The organism is Mariniflexile sp. HMF6888 (genome assembly GCF_044335535.1).
Lineage (GTDB): Bacteria > Bacteroidota > Bacteroidia > Flavobacteriales > Flavobacteriaceae > Mariniflexile.
Genome location: NZ_JBIQVZ010000003.1, coordinates 471598 through 487657 on the forward strand (window position 1 = coordinate 471598; position 16060 = coordinate 487657).

The following is a 16060-nucleotide window of genomic DNA, read 5'->3' on the forward strand; positions in this document are numbered from 1 at the left end:
ATTTTAAAGATATAACGGCTAACTCTTTAGGCTATTGCTATGGTGGCGATACTTATTTTTATGCTCTTGGCTTTGTTTAAAACACTGATGCAAGCCTCTAAAGTAGCACCGGTAGTAATAATGTCATCAACCAAAAGAATGTGTTTGTTGTTAATAAGCTCACTATTTTTTATCTCAAAAAAAGCATCATTTTTATTCCATCTTTCAAATTGCTTTTTTGAGACTTGCGATTGTGTGTTGGTTATTTTTATAAGGACATCGTCTACATAATCAGCACCCAAAGCTTCTGCAATTTGTTGTCCAAATTTGGTAACCTGATTATAACCTCGTTTGGCAAGTTTCTTTTTATGCAAAGGCACAGGAATAACCATGTCAACTGTTTTATAAGTATCTAAAGTTTTTAATTCGCCTCCTAGCCAGTTTCCTAAGGAATATCCAATAGTTTCATAGCCTTTATACTTTAATCCATGAACAAGTTGTTGTACCAGTCCCTTTTTTTCAAACCTGAAAAGTGCTGTGCCATTTTCAATGTTTGCCCGTCCGTAAAGCACCTTTTTTATAGCATCGTCATCATCAAAATGAAAATTGGTTACAGGCAAATCGTGCCTGCAATCTACACAAATAGTATTCTCGTTATCTTGCAACAAGTTCAGGCAGGCGTGGCACACTTTTGGGAATAATAAATCAACTAAGGGTTTAAGCATCATATACACTACTAATTATTTGGGCGTTACCACATCCTTCAACTTCGCCCAGAGCAGGTGGTCGGGCTTTACGCACTCGCTTTTTTGTTCCTTCCGTCGCAAAAAGAGCTCAAACAAATGCTTCAATCCCTAACGCATTTAAAAATAAGCAATTTCACACTTAATTTTTAACAAAGAACGCATTTAGTTTGGTGCGGTTTTTTATTTTTGCACCATGGCAAATAACGATGATCAATTTAAAAAAGTAATCTCTCATGCAAAGGAGTATGGTTACGTGTTTCAAAGTAGTGAAATCTACGATGGATTAAGTGCAGTTTACGACTACGCACAAAACGGTGCAGAACTAAAGAAAAACATTCGCGACTACTGGTGGAAAGCCATGGTGCAGATGAACGATAATATTGTGGGTATTGACGCCGCCATTTTTATGCATCCAACCACTTGGAAAGCATCTGGGCACGTTGACGCGTTTAACGACCCTTTAATTGATAATAAAGATTCAAAAAAGCGTTATAGAGCCGATGTACTCATTGAAGACTATTGCGCTAAAATTGAAGCAAAAATTGATAAAGAAGTTGAAAAAGCAGCCAAACGTTTTGGTGATGCTTTTGATAAAAAAGAATTTATTACCACCAATATACGTGTTGTAGAATATCAAGAAAAAATAAATGCAACGCTTTCACGTATGGCAAAATCTTTAGAAAATGAAGATTTAGCCGATGTAAAAGCACTCATTGAAGAGTTGGAAATTGCCGATCCGTTAACGGGAAGCAGAAACTGGACCGATGTTAAGCAGTTTAATTTGATGTTCGGAACAAAATTAGGAGCTTCGGCTGAAAATGCCATGGATTTATACTTGCGCCCCGAAACGGCACAAGGTATTTTTGTGAACTTTTTAAATGTTCAGAAAACAAGCCGTTTAAAAATTCCTTTTGGAATAGCACAAACAGGTAAAGCGTTTAGAAATGAAATTGTAGCAAGACAGTTTATTTTTAGAATGCGTGAGTTTGAACAAATGGAAATGCAGTTTTTTATTAAACCAGGCACACAAAAAGAATGGTTTGAACACTGGAAAGAAACCAGAATGAAATGGCATTTGTCTTTAGGTATGGGAACGGACAATTACCGTTTTCATGACCATGAAAAATTAGCGCATTATGCAGATGCTGCAACCGATATTGAGTTTAAATTCCCATTCGGATTTAAAGAGTTGGAAGGTATTCACTCGCGTACAGATTTTGATTTGTCGCAGCATGAAAAATTCTCTGGTAAAAAATTACAGTATTTTGACCATGAAGATAATGCCAGTTATACACCCTATGTTTTGGAAACATCCATTGGTTTAGACCGTATGTTTTTAGCAGTGTTTTCAAATTCTTTGGTTGAAGAAGAATTGGATAACAACACCACAAGAACCGTTTTAAAATTACCAGCAGTATTAGCACCTATAAAAGCGGCGGTATTGCCATTGGTTAAAAAAGATGGTTTACCAGAAATCGCCAAACAGATTGTAGATGATTTAAAATGGGATTTTAATGTGGATTACGACGAAAAGGATGCTGTTGGTCGCCGTTACAGAAGACAAGATGCCAACGGAACACCATTTTGTATTACTGTAGATCATGATACTTTAAAAGATAACACAGTTACCATTCGTCACAGAGATTCCATGGCACAAGAACGTGTGAAAATTGAAGACTTAAGAGCTATTATTAAGGAAGCAGTAGATGTGCGTACTTGGTTAATGAAGATGTAACATTCCTGCGAAGGCAGGAATCCCAATTAAGATAAAAACCCAAGCAGCGCTTGGGTTTTTATCTTTTATGTTATACTAAAATCTATATCCAAGATTAATCCCACCTTTACCAATGATTTCATAATCAGTGTCATCGTTATTAAAAAAGTTTCTGCCAATTCCTGAAAATAATTCAACACTAAAACCTCTTTTAGTAATCCACTTGCCTCCAATAGCAAACCCTAAAGCAAAGTCTGTTCTAAAATCATCACTTCCTCCTAACTGTCCCCCTATAACATTAATGTTTCGATTTGTCGAATTTAATAACCCAAAACCTTCTACAAAAAATCCGGCAGCATATTTTTCTCCAAAATAGAAACGATAGTAAGGTGAGATAGTATATTTAATTTCGTCACTAATATCATTGTCAAAAGGTAGAAATACAGAAATTCCAATTCCAGATTCTTCGTTTAAAGTTCTTTCATAGGTAGCTTCAAAAGCGCCTAAAATTAAGAAAAGACCATTTAGCTTTAATTCGCTAAAATTTTGAGATGTGTTGTTTTGAACTGTTTCCTGTTGTGAATACATCGATGAAGATGCTAAGAAAGTAATCAGCAGAAACAATAAAGATTTTTTCATAAAAAGTTTGTTTTAAGATTGATTTATTGAAAGTATCAATAAACATTCAAATATATACAAAATCTTACATGCATATTATAAAAGACATATTATTTAAATGCTAATTTGCCTATCAATTTGTTGGTCTAAAGAAATAAGCGATTCGGTTCGTAAAACGCCATTAATAGTTTGAATGTCGTTGTTTAACAACTGCATCAAATGGGCATTATCGCGCGAAAGCAGTTTAATGAATATATTATAGTTGCCTGTGGTGTAATGGCATTCTAAAACTTCGGGAATGCGTTTTAGAGCCCTAACAACATCTTCGTTATTGATGGCTTTGTCTAGATAAATACCAATAAAAGCTAATGTTGAATAACCTAATACCTTTGGGTTTATTATAAATTTTGATCCATTAAGTAATTTAGATTTTTCTAGTTTTTTTAATCGTTGATGGATGGCAGCCCCAGAAATACCAACGTTTCGGGCAATTTCCAAAATGGGTGTTCGGGCATCTTGGGTCAAGGCACGAAGTATTTTTTTGTCGATACCGTCTATGGTGATGGTGATGATTTTGTTTTTGGATTTCATTTAGGTTGAAATTTAAAACATAAATGTACTAATATAGTTTTAAATTGAAACTAAAATAGCGTTAGCAATTACTCATGCATACTATCATTCATTGAATTTTAAAATCATGAATGTTTCGCAATTGAAGTGGGAAGCCCGCAGTTGATTCTGATAGGTAATGCCTAAATATTAAAATATTAATTATTTAGGGAGTTGTAACCCAGATAAGGTACATGCTTTTCTTGAAATATAATGCCAAAATCTTTAAGTTCCTTTAAAATAGGTTCATAAACTTCTTTAGTAATTGGAATCTGTACTCCCGGGTTTTTTATTTTTCCGTTTAAAATGGCAAGTGTAGCAATGGCAACAGGTAAACCTACGGTTTTTGCCATGGCAGTATAGGTTTGGTCATCGCCAAGAACTACCATATTGGCATCAATTTGGTGTGTTTTACCATCTTTTTCGTAGCCAAATTTATGATACATCACTATCATATCCTTGTCATTTTGGTCAAGTGCCCAACTATCCATTAATATCTTTTGAAGTATTTGCGCCGGGGTTGCTTTTTTTAAACCCACAGGCTTTTTAGCATTAAAAATATCGAGTTCTATAAGTTTTTCCCAAACAATATCGTCTTGGTCAATTTTAAGTTGATGCCTTAGTTTGAGTTCCACCGAATCGGAAGGACTGTAAGGTAAAAAGGCGTTTACAAAATCGCGATAGCTCATGTTTTCACTATCATCTATGGTATAGCTGTCATCCGTCATTCCTAGAGTTACAAAAATATGCCACGCTCTGCAAAACCCAACACGCCTGATGGTGCCTCTATATAATGTTTTTACAGTATCTAAGCCATAAACGTTTTGGTATTTAAGTGAATCTCTATTGGCATATACTTCGAAACGTCCAAAACCATCAATATCTAAAAACTCGGTACGTCTAAACAAGCGGTGGTATGGAATGTATTTATAGGTGCCTTCTTGTAAAAATTTAGCAGCGCCACCTTGTCCTGCAATGACCACGTTTCTGGGGTTCCATGTGAATTTATAATTCCAAAGATTGTTATCGCTTTCAGGAGCAATCAATCCGCCTGTAAATGACTCGAATAAAATAACGCTGCCGCCGTTGTCTCGAATACGGTCTAAAACCTGCATAGCGCTCATGTGGTCTATACCTGGGTCTACGCCAATTTCGTTCATAAAAATCAGACCCCTAGCTTTGACATCAGCATCTAGTGCTTGCATTTCGGGGCTGATATATGACGCCGTGACCATATTTTTTCCAAATAAAATACAGTCTTTAGCAACTTCAATATGTAAACTTGCTGGTAGCATGGAAATGACTATGTCGGCATTTTTTATGGCATTTTTTCTTGAAGCTTCATTAAAAATATCCAATAAAATAGCTTTGGCATTTTGATGATTATCAATAAGTTTTTCAGCTATAGCGATATTTAAGTCACCTACGGTGATAAACAGATTTTCGGAAACCGATTTATCCAATAAATATTTTAACAGATAGGAAGTGGATTTTCCAGAACCAATAACCAAAATCTTTCGCATAGTGATATTTGTTAAGTAATTTTGTAACGGCTAATTTAGTTAATCAATAGCATTTGTAATAAAACAACATACATTATGAACAAGACATTATTAATTACAGCTTCTATTTTAGGAATAACAGGCATTATTTTAGGTGCTTTTGGCGCACACGGTTTAAAAGAGTTGGTTTCTGTAGAAGCGCAACAAACTTTTGAAACTGGGGTACGCTACCAAATATACCATGCTTTTTTCCTGTTACTTATTGGAAGTCTTTCCTCAGTACAACAAAAATTTAAAAAAATCATCTTTTATCTAACCATAACAGGCGTCATTCTATTTTCAGGGTCTATTTATGGATTGGCCACAAATGCTTTAACCGCTTTCGATTTTAAAATAATAGGTTTTATTACACCTGTTGGTGGACTGCTTTTAATACTGTCTTGGATATTTTTATTTGTTAATTTCTTAAAAATGAAAAACTAAAATAAGAAAAATATAAAAATAATATACTAATTTTGCATAATATATAATTTATACTAGTATTATGACAAACTATGACCAGATTACGAAGACGGTTTCGTTGGAAAAATATGGAATAAAAAATGCAAAAATTAAATATCAATTATCCCCAGAACGGCTTCATGAAATAGCTATTGAAAAAGGTCAAGGAGTGGAAACCTCTTCTGGAGCTTTAGCGGTAAACACAGGAGAATTTACAGGGCGTTCACCAAATGACCGATTTATTGTTGAAGACGCTATTACCCGCGACCGTGTTTGGTGGGGCAAAATTAATATTCCGTTTGATGCGGCAAAGTTTGATGCTTTATATAATAAGGTTGCCGATTATTTATCAAATAAAGAAGTTTTTGTTAGAGATTGTTATGCTTGTGCCGATGCCGATTACAGATTGAATATTCGGGTTATTAATGAATGCCCTTGGAGTAATCAGTTTGCATACAATATGTTTTTACGTCCGACCGATGATGAATTAAAGAATTTTGAATCGGAATGGACCGTAGTCAATGCACCTGGATTTATGGCTGATCCCGAGGTTGATGGTACCCGGCAGCATAATTTTGCTATTTTAAACTTTACTAAAAAAATAGTGCTTATTGGCGGTACAGGTTACACAGGGGAAATTAAAAAAGGTATTTTTTCAGCATTGAATTTTATTCTTCCTGTATATAAAAACACGTTGCCGATGCATTGTAGTGCCAATGTTGGGAAAGATGGTGATACTGCTATTTTCTTTGGTTTATCAGGAACCGGAAAAACAACCCTTTCTACCGATCCCAATAGAAGTTTAATTGGTGATGACGAACATGGTTGGACTGCTGAAAACACGGTCTTTAATTTTGAAGGTGGTTGCTATGCTAAAGTTATAAATCTTTCAAGAGATAACGAACCGGAAATTTATGATGCCATAAGAAGAGGAGCGGTTCTTGAAAATGTGATTTTAGATGCCAATGGACATGTGAAATTTGAAGACACGTCTATCACACAAAATACCCGTGTTAGTTATCCTATTAATCATATTGAGAACATTCAAGTGCCTTCAATAGGGAAGAATCCTAAAAATATCTTCTTTTTAACAGCCGATGCTTTTGGGGTATTACCACCAATTTCTAAATTAACGCCAAGTCAGGCGGCGTATCATTTTATATCGGGTTATACCGCTAAAGTAGCAGGAACCGAGGCGGGTGTTTTAGAACCAACACCTAATTTTTCGGCTTGTTTTGGTGCGCCTTTTATGCCGTTGCATCCCACAAAATATGCTGAAATGCTAAGTCAGAAAATGATAGATTCCGGTGTAAATGTCTGGTTGGTAAATACGGGGTGGACAGGTGGTCCTTATGGGGTTGGAACCCGAATGAAATTAAAATATACCCGCGCCATGATTAATGCGGTTTTGAATGGCGATTTAGGCTTGTATAATTATGATAATTACCACATACATTCTGTATTTGGAGTGGCACAACCCAGAGAGTGCCCAGGTGTTCCAACCAGTGTTTTAAGTCCAAGAACGACATGGAACAATGATGAGGCATACTATACAACTGCCTTTAAATTAACCAATGCGTTTCGTGAAAATTTCAAAAAATTTGAGGCTTTTGCTAGTGAAGAGATTAGACGTGGTGGTCCGCAGCGCTACGCCTTTTAATGAGGAATTCAATAAAACAAAAAAGGGATGATTTTTAAAAATCATCCCTTTTTTGTTTGGTTAAAAAAAGCCTATTTTGCTTTGTTCACTTTTTCAATATATTTTTCTAAAGCCATGGTCATAGAAGGTGTTTCGGGTGTTGGTGCAGCAATATCTACACGCAATCCTCTTTCTTCAACAGCTTTAATGGTTGTATCCCCAAATACGGCAATACGGGTTTCGTTTTGTTTAAAATCTGGAAAATTATGAAATAAAGAATCAATTCCAGAAGGACTAAAGAACACTAAAATATCGTAGTAAACATCAGCTAAATCAGAAAGGTCGCTAATTACGGTTTTGTAAAAAATAGCTTGTTTCCAGTCTACTCCCAAGGCATTTAAAGTATCTGGTACTTCATCCTTTACTTTATCCGTGTTAGGCATTAAAAACTTCTCGTCTTTATATTTTTTAATTAAAGGCGACAATTCAGAAAAAGTACGTTTTCCAACATAAATTTTACGTTTTCTGTACACCACATATTTTTGAAGATAAAAAGCAACAGCTTCCGACTGACAAAAATATTTCATGGTGTCTGGCACTTTAAATCGCATTTCTTCAGCTACTCTAAAAAAGTGGTCAATAGCATTTCTACTGGTTAAAATTATAGCAGTATAATTGTTTAGGTCCACTTTTTGTTGTCTAATTTCTTTAGCAGAAACACCTTCAACATGAATGAAAGGCCTAAAATCTATTTTTACTTTTTGTTTTTCAATTAAGTCGAAGTAAGGCGAGTTGTCAATTTTAGGTTCTGGTTGAGATACTAAAATGGTTTTCACTTTCATAGGCGCAGGTAGTTAATTCTTCTATTTTGAAATGATTACTTTGTATAAAATGATACACGGAGCGATTTCAAGTGCGCAAAGATATAAAATAAAATAAAAAAAATTGTGTTTTATCAAACTTTGATGTGCTTTAAAAGAAGTAACAAGCCCTATTAAGATTACAATAAACAATAAAATAACAGTTACGTAAAAAAAGGTTAATGTTGGCCTAAAACTAAACAGTAATAGAGCATTAATAGGTATAAGCACAAGACCTAAATAGTTTTTATAACTTATTTTTTGAAAAAGATATTGGTCTATAATGGCATCGATTTCGAAAAGGCTGCCTATAAGGCGTTCAATAAACACTTTTATTAAAATAAACACGCTAATACCAAAAGAAATTTTAAACATGGTATCTGGCGAAATGGTATTCGTGTTTGTGAAAAATTTAAAGCTTATATAGCAAAAAAGAGATACTGAGATTATAAGATTGGCAAATAGTAAAGCATCGAACTTATCGAAAAATTTTTGTTCACGTGAATAAATTTTAAGATATTTTGAATTCCCTAAAACTGAAATAAAATCATTAAACCGTTTGGGAGATGTTAACTTAGCGGTGGCAATTAGAGCCATCCCCACGACAAGCATGATGGTAAAGAAATCGTTTGATATAATATCCCTAAGCATAGTGTAAAATTATTATAAATATTTTAGAAGATGGTTTAATTATTAAGGAATATTTGGAATGAACTCGTTTAAACTTTTTATAATTGGCTAAAAAATTGTCCTTTCGCACTCGCTTTTTGTTCTTTTTTCCTTCCGTAGCGCTGCTATGCAATTCAAAAAAACCTTCAACCGAGTACAGGACGGAGCGTTAAAAAATAACCCAGTGGGTTATTTTAGCGAACGAGCCAGCTGGCGTAGGGTTACATTTTCGCTTCAATCAAAAAAGTTCAAACGAGTTCAATAAATAAACTGCTAATGATGTACATTTGCTAAAAAATAAATTATCTTCATTAAAATAAAAGAATGACAGATACGATTGTTATCATTCCCACATACAATGAAATAGAGAATATTGAGGCTATAATAAAAGCGGTATTTTCTCAATCGGATACTATTCATGTTCTTGTTGTTGATGATAACTCGCCAGATTTAACAGGTTTAAAAGTAAAGGAACTCCAAAAAGAATTTCCTGATAGATTATTTTTAGAAGTTAGAAAGTTGAAATCTGGGTTGGGTACAGCTTATATTCATGGGTTTAAATGGAGCTTGAAAAAAAGTTATCAATATATTTTTGAAATGGATGCCGATTTTTCACATGATCCAAAAGACTTGGTGAAGTTGTATCATGCATGCCACGTTGGGGATGCCGATTTAGCAATTGGTTCGCGCTATATTACTGGCGTTAATGTGGTTAACTGGCCTATGAGTCGGGTGCTCATGTCGTATTTTGCATCTCGGTATGTGCGTATTATTACCGGTATGAGAATACACGACACAACAGCAGGGTTTGTGTGTTATAGACGTAAAGTTTTGGAGACTATCGATTTAGAAGCTATTAAATTTGTGGGTTACGCTTTTCAAATTGAAATGAAATTTAAAGCCTATTTAAAAGGGTTTAAAATAACAGAAGTCCCCGTAATTTTTACAGATAGAACATTAGGAGAATCAAAATTAAGTTCAGGGATAATCTCTGAAGCTATTTTTGGGGTTATTTCCATGAAATTAAAAAGTCTATTCAAAAAGTAGATAGGATTATGAAACGCCTATGAAAACCACATTCATATACACGAAGGTGATTATAAAGGATGCTCCATCTGACCAAGTTAAAACAAAAATATAAACAGATGAAACCAAATAAAATACTTATTAAAAACGCTCACATTGTAAATGAAGGAGCTATTTTTAATGGCGATATATTAATTGAAGGCGAATATATTAAAGAAGTTAGCGATTCTATAAGTGCCAAGTCTTCGGATGTGTTTGTTATTGATGCAGAAGGGAAATATTTGTTGCCGGGAGCGATTGATGATCAAGTGCATTTTAGAGAGCCTGGGTTAACAAAAAAGGCTACTATTGAAACCGAAAGTAAAGCCGCTATTGCAGGTGGTATTACCTCGTTTATTGAAATGCCCAATACCAATCCGCAAACAACAACCATTGAAAAATTAGAAGAGAAATTTGAAATAGCTTCTAAAACATCATCGGCAAACTATTCTTTTATGTTTGGTGGAACGAATGATAATTTGGATGAAGTTTTAAAAGTTGATGCCAAGAGTGTTGCGGGATTAAAATTATTTTTAGGATCTTCAACAGGGAATATGTTGGTTGACGATATTAAAGTATTGGAGAAAATCTTTAAAAGTACTAAACTGCTTATCTCGGTACATTGCGAAGATGAAGCTACAGTAACAAAGAATTTTCAAGAGCATTTAGATAAATTTGGGGAGGATATTCCTGTAAAATACCATCCAATCATTCGAAGCGAAGAAGCATGTTATTTATCCTCTTCGAAAGCTATTAAATTAGCCGAAAAAACAGGGGCAAGACTACATGTATTCCATCTTTCAACAGGGAAAGAAACGAGTTTGTTCAGTAACAAAATTCCATTAAAAGACAAAAAGATTACATCTGAAGTTTGCATACATCATTTATGGTTTTCAGATAAAGATTATGATAAAAAAGGAACACTTATAAAGTGGAACCCTGCGGTAAAAACAGAGAAAGACAGAACGCAATTATGGGAAGCATTGCTAGATGACCGTATTGATGTTATTGCAACGGACCATGCACCACATACTTTAGAGGAAAAGAAAAACGTTTATACTAAAGCACCTTCGGGTGGACCATTGGTGCAGCACGCTTTACCAGCTATGTTGGAAATGCATCATAAAGGTAAAATATCAATAGAGAAAATTGTTGAGAAAATGTGCCATAACCCAGCCATTTTATTTCAGATTGAAAAGCGAGGGTATATAAAAGAAGGCTATTTTGCCGATTTGGTGTTGGTAGATTTGAACAATCCATGGACAGTAAAAAAGGAAAATATTTTATATAAATGTGGTTGGTCTCCATTTGAAGGCACCACGTTTAGATCAAGAATTACCCATACCTTTGTAAATGGTAGTTTGGTATATCAAAACTCTAAATTTAATGATGTGAAAGCTGCAAAAAGATTAACTTTTAACAGATCATGACAAAACGATTTTTACCTTATTTAAGCATTGTGTTGCTTGTTATAGCTTGTGATAGTTTTGATGGACCTAAAAAGCCAAGCAATTTGATTTCAAAAAAGAACATGGCTAACATTTTAATGGATGCTAGACTAATAGGGTCGGCTACCTTCATCAACAAGCAAAAAATGCAAGAACATGGCATTAAGCTAGATAGCTATGTTTTTGAAAAATATGGTATAGATAGTTTGCAATTTGCATTGAGTAATGCATATTATGCATACCATATCAAAGATTATGAAGAAATTTATAATACTATGACTGATAGTTTGGAAAAGCTGAAAAAAGTTTTAAACGAACAGAAATTAAAAGAAGAAAAGGAACAGGAAAAACGCGAAAAAGATTCTATAAATGCTTTGAAAGTTAAAGATTCTTTAGATGTGACCATAAAAAAAGATTCTTTAACCGAAGATTTATTGAAAAAGAAACTTAAAGATGATGCTGGTGTTTTAATTAACCCTGTTTCAGATAAGAATCCCCAACCTCAAAAATAGTTTCTTTAATATCTTTAAAATTATAATTTAAAGCTGCTTTAAGTTTACCACTGCTATAATTTGTTTTAGACATTAAAGAGCCAGAAAGGTGTTTTGTTAATTGTCTTCTTTTACCAGTTAATTTGTGTTTTAGCCAATCTAATTTCCAACCTATATTTAATAAAAAAGCACTCGCCAGTTTCTTTGGAGGGTTTGTTTGTACCGATTGAGCCAAAGTTTGCAAAAACTGTTTATAAGTCCAGCTTTCAGCAACCAACACAAAGCGTTCGTTTGTAATGTCATTTTTCATTAAACGAGTCATAATAGACACAACATCGTTAACGGCAATAAGTCCGATAGTACCAGATGTGTAATATTTTAAACCTTTATGTGCTTTTTTAAACAAACTGCCTGTGCCAAAGTGCCAAATACCAGCGCCCAAAATGACTCCAGGATTTACAATTACAGCATGTAAACCCTCTTGTGTACCGCGCCAAACTTCCATTTCGGCACCGTATTTTGTAATGGCGTAAACGTTGTTATCGTCTTCCGGGTTCCAAATGGTTTCTTCTGTAATCGGTTCATTATTAGTCGTTTTTCCTAATGTGGCAATTGAGCTCACATGGCAAAGTTTTTTCACATTATTTGAAATACAAAAGTTTACAATATTGGCAGTGCCTTCAATATTTGTTTTTCTTAAAAGTTGATATTTATCGGGTTCAAAAGACACAAAAGCAGCGCAGTGGTACACATAAGTAACGTCTTTAAATGCTTCGGTTAATGCAGGAATATCTAAAATATCGGCCTGTACCCATTCAATAGCCTCAAAAAGCGATGCGTAGTTGTTTGTATAGGTGGCAAAAACACTTTTAACCTGTTCTAGTTTTCGTTCGCTTCTATAAATAGCTCGAACATTTTCGTTATTACTTACAAGATTGTAAAGCAAATGCGAACCTACCAAACCTGTGCTTCCTGTTACTAAAATCATGCGACTAAAATAGTGAATATTTGGTGTAGGCAATGGTTTTTGGTGGTCGTTTCTTCAAAACTTTAAAACTTTCAGCTTTAAAACAAAAGAATTATACATTGATTTTTATCTTTGCCATAGTTTTATAAAAATTAAAAAATAATGATTAAAAATTTTGTTGAAGAATTAACTTGGAGAGGTATGATTCATACCGTTATGCCAGGAGCAGAGGAGCATTTAATGGAAGGTATGCGAAGTGCTTATGTGGGGTTTGATCCTACTGCGGATTCTTTACATATTGGCAATCTTGTGCCTATCATGTTGCTGGCGCATTACCAGCGTTGTGGGCATAAACCAGTCGCTTTGGTGGGTGGTGCAACAGGTATGATTGGTGACCCTTCGGGGAAGTCCAGTGAACGTAATTTGTTGGATGAAAAAACCTTGAGGCACAACCAAGAAGCCATAAAAAAGCAATTAGCACATTTTTTGGATTTTGAAAGCAATGAAGCCAATGCAGCATTTATGGTGAATAATTACGATTGGATGAAGAATTTTTCTTTCCTTGAGTTTATTCGCGATGTAGGTAAGCACATTACTGTAAATTATATGATGGCAAAAGATTCGGTTAAAAACAGAATTTCATCAGATGCTTCCGAAGGGATGAGTTTCACCGAATTCACTTATCAACTTGTTCAAGGTTACGATTTTCTTCATTTATACAAAGAAAAAGATTGCACCATTCAAATGGGTGGTAGCGACCAATGGGGGAATATTACAACAGGAACGGAATTAATTAGACGTATTTCTGGTGGAAAAGGTTATGCAATTACCTGTCCGTTAATTACAAAATCCGATGGTTCGAAATTTGGGAAATCTGAAGGAGGAAATGTGTGGTTGGATGCTAACAGAACGTCGCCTTATAAATTCTACCAATATTGGTTAAATTCTAGTGATGAAGATGCCGAAAAATACATTAAGATATTTACGTTTCTAACAGAACAAGAAATAAAAGGTTTAATTGAAGAACACAAAGAAGCGCCACATTTGCGTGTGTTACAAAAGCGTTTAGCAGAAGAAATAACAACGATGGTACATTCTAAGGACGATTTAGAGAATGCCATTAAAGCCAGTGAAATTCTTTTTGGGAACTCAACGGGCGATGATTTAAAAAAGCTTAATGAGCAAACGTTTCTAGATGTGTTTGATGGTGTTCCTTTAACTGAAATAGCTCACGCAGATATTGAAGCTGGGTTAGATATTATAGCTGCTTTAGCCGAAAAAGGTGGATTTTTAAAATCTAACGGCGAGGTGCGTCGTGCTTTAAAAGAAAATTCCATTTCGGTAAATAAAGAAAAAGTAAAGGAGGATTATAGCATTACTTCAAAAGACTTAATAAATGATAAATTCGTATTGCTACAACGTGGTAAAAAGAACTATTTTATTTTGAGAATTGTATAAAAAAACGAAAAGCCAGATTGAGAAATCTGGCTTTTCGCCACTAACCAACCAAACTATAAAAATTAATTATTCTTTTTAATAGTTTGTATGTTAGTCGTAATAGGCTGTTTAAGTTTACATAACAAATAGATTATTTTTTAAATTTTATTTGCTCCCACGCTTTATTAGCTTTTTTTCTTAATTCTTCGGTGTTTTCATTTCTCCATAATTCTAAGGTATTTGTGCCCCAAGCGTTATAAAACAAGTAGAGTTTGCCGTCTTTTATTTCAAAAGTTTCGGGGTTTATATTTACTTTTTCTCCTTTAGAACCAATGGCATAAGCGCAATAACCTCCATATTGTGGCAGGTATTTTTTAGGGTTTCTCTTAAATGTATTTAGGTTTTCTTTAGAAATAAATTTATAATTTATGCCATCAAATTCAGTAACGATATTTTTGTTGCCTTCCATCGCTTGATTGTTAAAATAAGCAACGATATCGTAACCATTTACGGCAAATCCTTTTTTAGTATTATAGTCAATTGTTTGGGAAGAGCATATGGATGCATAAAGTAAAAATATAGTGATTAGACTTTTCATCTATTCTAAATTTATTGTTTTAGTTTGGTCATATGGAACACCCTTAATAATCATCCTTGGCGTAAAGCTTTTTCTGATAGGTGTTTCATATGTTTATATTTACTTCTTTTAATAACCATGGATGTTACATAAAGTAATTTTGTAATAAGTCGGAAAGCAGTTTGTAACTTACAGTACCATTAGGTTGCAACCACGGATATCTGAATTATCAAAACGTCCGATAATTTCAAAAGAACCGTTTTCATAAACCCTTCCTAAATCCTGCGTTGCAATAAATGAACAGGAGTTGATGTTTGCTAAATCAATCACATTAATACCTCCCGCTTTTCCTTTGGGTTGAATGCTCAAAGCATCTTCGGTATCTCGGGTTAAAATACGCATCCAATTTGGAGTATTAAAAATACCATGGCCTTTAGAATAGGCTTGGCTCAGTAATTCGGTCATGCCATATTCGCTATGAATAAATTCTACGCCAAAGCCTTGTTTTAATTCTTGATGCAGTTCTTCTCGAATTAATTCTTTTCTACGACCTTTCATACCGCCAGTTTCCATTATAATGGTATGCTTTAGGTTGAATGGATAGGTTTCAACTAAATCTAGCAAAGCAAAGGAAACACCAATAAGTAACACTTTTTGTCCTTTGGAATCTAACTGTGTTAATTTGTTTTTTAAATCGGAAAGATTATTTAAATAAAACCCACTTTCTGGATGATTGGATTGTTTAATCAAAGCATCTACCATGTAGATTAAAGAAGACCCTTTGCGTTCTAAGTAAGCTGGAAGTAATGCTAAAACCACATAATCTTCAATATTGCCATAAAATTGCTGAAATCCTTTATTGAAACTTTTTTCATAGATTCCTAAATTGGTAACCAAATGTTTACTCGCCATGCTTCCCGTCGTTCCAGAACTTGTAAAAGTGGATTGAATGGGTTCTTTTGAACTTAAAACATTATGGGTTTTAAAAAATTGAATGGGCAAAAACGGAATCTCTTGTATTGTTTTTACATCACCAGGATGTTTGTATAGCAAATCGCAAAACGATCTATAAACACGATTGTTTTCAAACTGGAATTTAAAGATTTTTAATGTGACATCTTCAAATTCTTCTTCTGTTTGTATGTTGAAAATAGCGTTTGTATTTATCATATGGCAAAAGTAGATAAAGAAGTGATTTAAACGTTTTCTTTTACCTGCAAAATTCACATTTAGCTCCC

The 16060-nt window shown here is 34.2% G+C and carries 16 protein-coding genes; 7 read left to right on the forward strand and 9 right to left on the reverse strand.

The annotated features are described in order from the left end of the window. Window positions 1–26: 26 nt before the first annotated feature. Window positions 27–707, reverse strand: coding sequence for a ComF family protein (locus tag ACGLWY_RS10640; RefSeq protein ID WP_396619647.1), 681 nt, complete (start codon window positions 705–707; stop codon window positions 27–29). A gap of 211 nt (window positions 708–918) precedes the next feature. Here ACGLWY_RS10640 and ACGLWY_RS10645 point away from each other — a divergent pair, with 211 nt between their 5' ends. Continuing rightward, on the forward strand, window positions 919–2460 hold the full coding sequence (locus ACGLWY_RS10645) for a glycine--tRNA ligase (RefSeq protein WP_396619648.1): 1542 nt from the start codon (window positions 919–921) through the stop codon (window positions 2458–2460). A gap of 75 nt (window positions 2461–2535) precedes the next feature. Here ACGLWY_RS10645 and ACGLWY_RS10650 read toward each other — a convergent pair whose 3' ends face one another. The 3 genes from ACGLWY_RS10650 to ACGLWY_RS10660 all read right to left on the reverse strand — a co-directional run bounded on the left by ACGLWY_RS10650 (window position 2536) and on the right by ACGLWY_RS10660 (window position 5189). Then, window positions 2536–3078, reverse strand: a complete 543-nt coding sequence (locus tag ACGLWY_RS10650; RefSeq protein WP_396619649.1) for a DUF3575 domain-containing protein — start codon at window positions 3076–3078, stop codon at window positions 2536–2538. Between the two features lie 93 nt (window positions 3079–3171). Further along, window positions 3172–3648, reverse strand: coding sequence for an Lrp/AsnC ligand binding domain-containing protein (locus ACGLWY_RS10655; protein WP_396619650.1), 477 nt, complete (start codon window positions 3646–3648; stop codon window positions 3172–3174). Window positions 3649–3824: 176 nt separating this feature from the next. Further along, window positions 3825–5189 (reverse strand): saccharopine dehydrogenase family protein, encoded by a 1365-nt coding sequence (locus ACGLWY_RS10660; protein WP_396619651.1) that lies wholly within the window; start codon window positions 5187–5189, stop codon window positions 3825–3827. A 75-nt stretch (window positions 5190–5264) separates the two neighbouring features. Here ACGLWY_RS10660 and ACGLWY_RS10665 point away from each other — a divergent pair, with 75 nt between their 5' ends. Next, window positions 5265–5651 carry a DUF423 domain-containing protein gene (locus ACGLWY_RS10665; protein ID WP_396619652.1) on the forward strand — a complete coding sequence of 129 codons (387 nt, stop codon included), beginning with the start codon at window positions 5265–5267 and terminating at the stop codon, window positions 5649–5651. Window positions 5652–5712: 61 nt separating this feature from the next. Then, window positions 5713–7329, forward strand: coding sequence for a phosphoenolpyruvate carboxykinase (ATP) (pckA, locus tag ACGLWY_RS10670; protein WP_396619653.1), 1617 nt, complete (start codon window positions 5713–5715; stop codon window positions 7327–7329). 71 nt (window positions 7330–7400) lie between these two features. Here the strand turns inward: pckA and ACGLWY_RS10675 are convergent, their stop codons facing one another. Continuing rightward, window positions 7401–8150 (reverse strand): uroporphyrinogen-III synthase, encoded by a 750-nt coding sequence (locus ACGLWY_RS10675; protein WP_117173269.1) that lies wholly within the window; start codon window positions 8148–8150, stop codon window positions 7401–7403. Window positions 8151–8171: 21 nt separating this feature from the next. Further along, a complete protein-coding gene (locus tag ACGLWY_RS10680; protein ID WP_396619654.1) occupies window positions 8172–8819 on the reverse strand; it encodes a DUF4271 domain-containing protein in 648 nt (215 codons plus the stop codon). 342 nt (window positions 8820–9161) lie between these two features. Between ACGLWY_RS10680 and ACGLWY_RS10685 the strand changes: the two genes are divergently transcribed. The 3 genes from ACGLWY_RS10685 to ACGLWY_RS10695 all read left to right on the forward strand — a co-directional run bounded on the left by ACGLWY_RS10685 (window position 9162) and on the right by ACGLWY_RS10695 (window position 11862). Then, window positions 9162–9884 (forward strand): polyprenol monophosphomannose synthase, encoded by a 723-nt coding sequence (locus ACGLWY_RS10685; protein ID WP_396619655.1) that lies wholly within the window; start codon window positions 9162–9164, stop codon window positions 9882–9884. A gap of 98 nt (window positions 9885–9982) precedes the next feature. Continuing rightward, window positions 9983–11332, forward strand: a complete 1350-nt coding sequence (locus ACGLWY_RS10690; protein ID WP_396619656.1) for a dihydroorotase — start codon at window positions 9983–9985, stop codon at window positions 11330–11332. Further along, complete coding sequence (locus ACGLWY_RS10695) at window positions 11329–11862, forward strand: DUF4296 domain-containing protein (RefSeq protein ID WP_396619657.1); 534 nt, start codon at window positions 11329–11331, stop codon at window positions 11860–11862. The genes ACGLWY_RS10690 and ACGLWY_RS10695 overlap by 4 nt, the downstream gene beginning before the upstream one ends. Here the strand turns inward: ACGLWY_RS10695 and ACGLWY_RS10700 are convergent. Continuing rightward, window positions 11822–12829 (reverse strand): NAD-dependent epimerase/dehydratase family protein, encoded by a 1008-nt coding sequence (locus tag ACGLWY_RS10700; protein WP_396619658.1) that lies wholly within the window; start codon window positions 12827–12829, stop codon window positions 11822–11824. The genes ACGLWY_RS10695 and ACGLWY_RS10700 overlap by 41 nt on opposite strands. Window positions 12830–12970: 141 nt before the next feature. On the opposite strand from ACGLWY_RS10700, the gene tyrS reads away from it, so the two are divergent. Beyond that, window positions 12971–14266, forward strand: a complete 1296-nt coding sequence (tyrS, locus tag ACGLWY_RS10705) for a tyrosine--tRNA ligase (protein ID WP_396619659.1) — start codon at window positions 12971–12973, stop codon at window positions 14264–14266. 130 nt (window positions 14267–14396) lie between these two features. Here tyrS and ACGLWY_RS10710 read toward each other — a convergent pair whose 3' ends face one another. Next, the gene (locus tag ACGLWY_RS10710; protein ID WP_396619660.1) at window positions 14397–14843 is read right to left on the reverse strand and encodes a YHS domain-containing (seleno)protein; all 447 of its coding nucleotides are present in this window, start codon (window positions 14841–14843) and stop codon (window positions 14397–14399) included. 168 nt (window positions 14844–15011) lie between these two features. Beyond that, window positions 15012–15992: an acyl transferase gene (locus ACGLWY_RS10715; protein ID WP_396619661.1), complete on the reverse strand. Its 981-nt coding sequence runs from the start codon at window positions 15990–15992 to the stop codon at window positions 15012–15014. Window positions 15993–16060 lie beyond the last annotated feature (68 nt).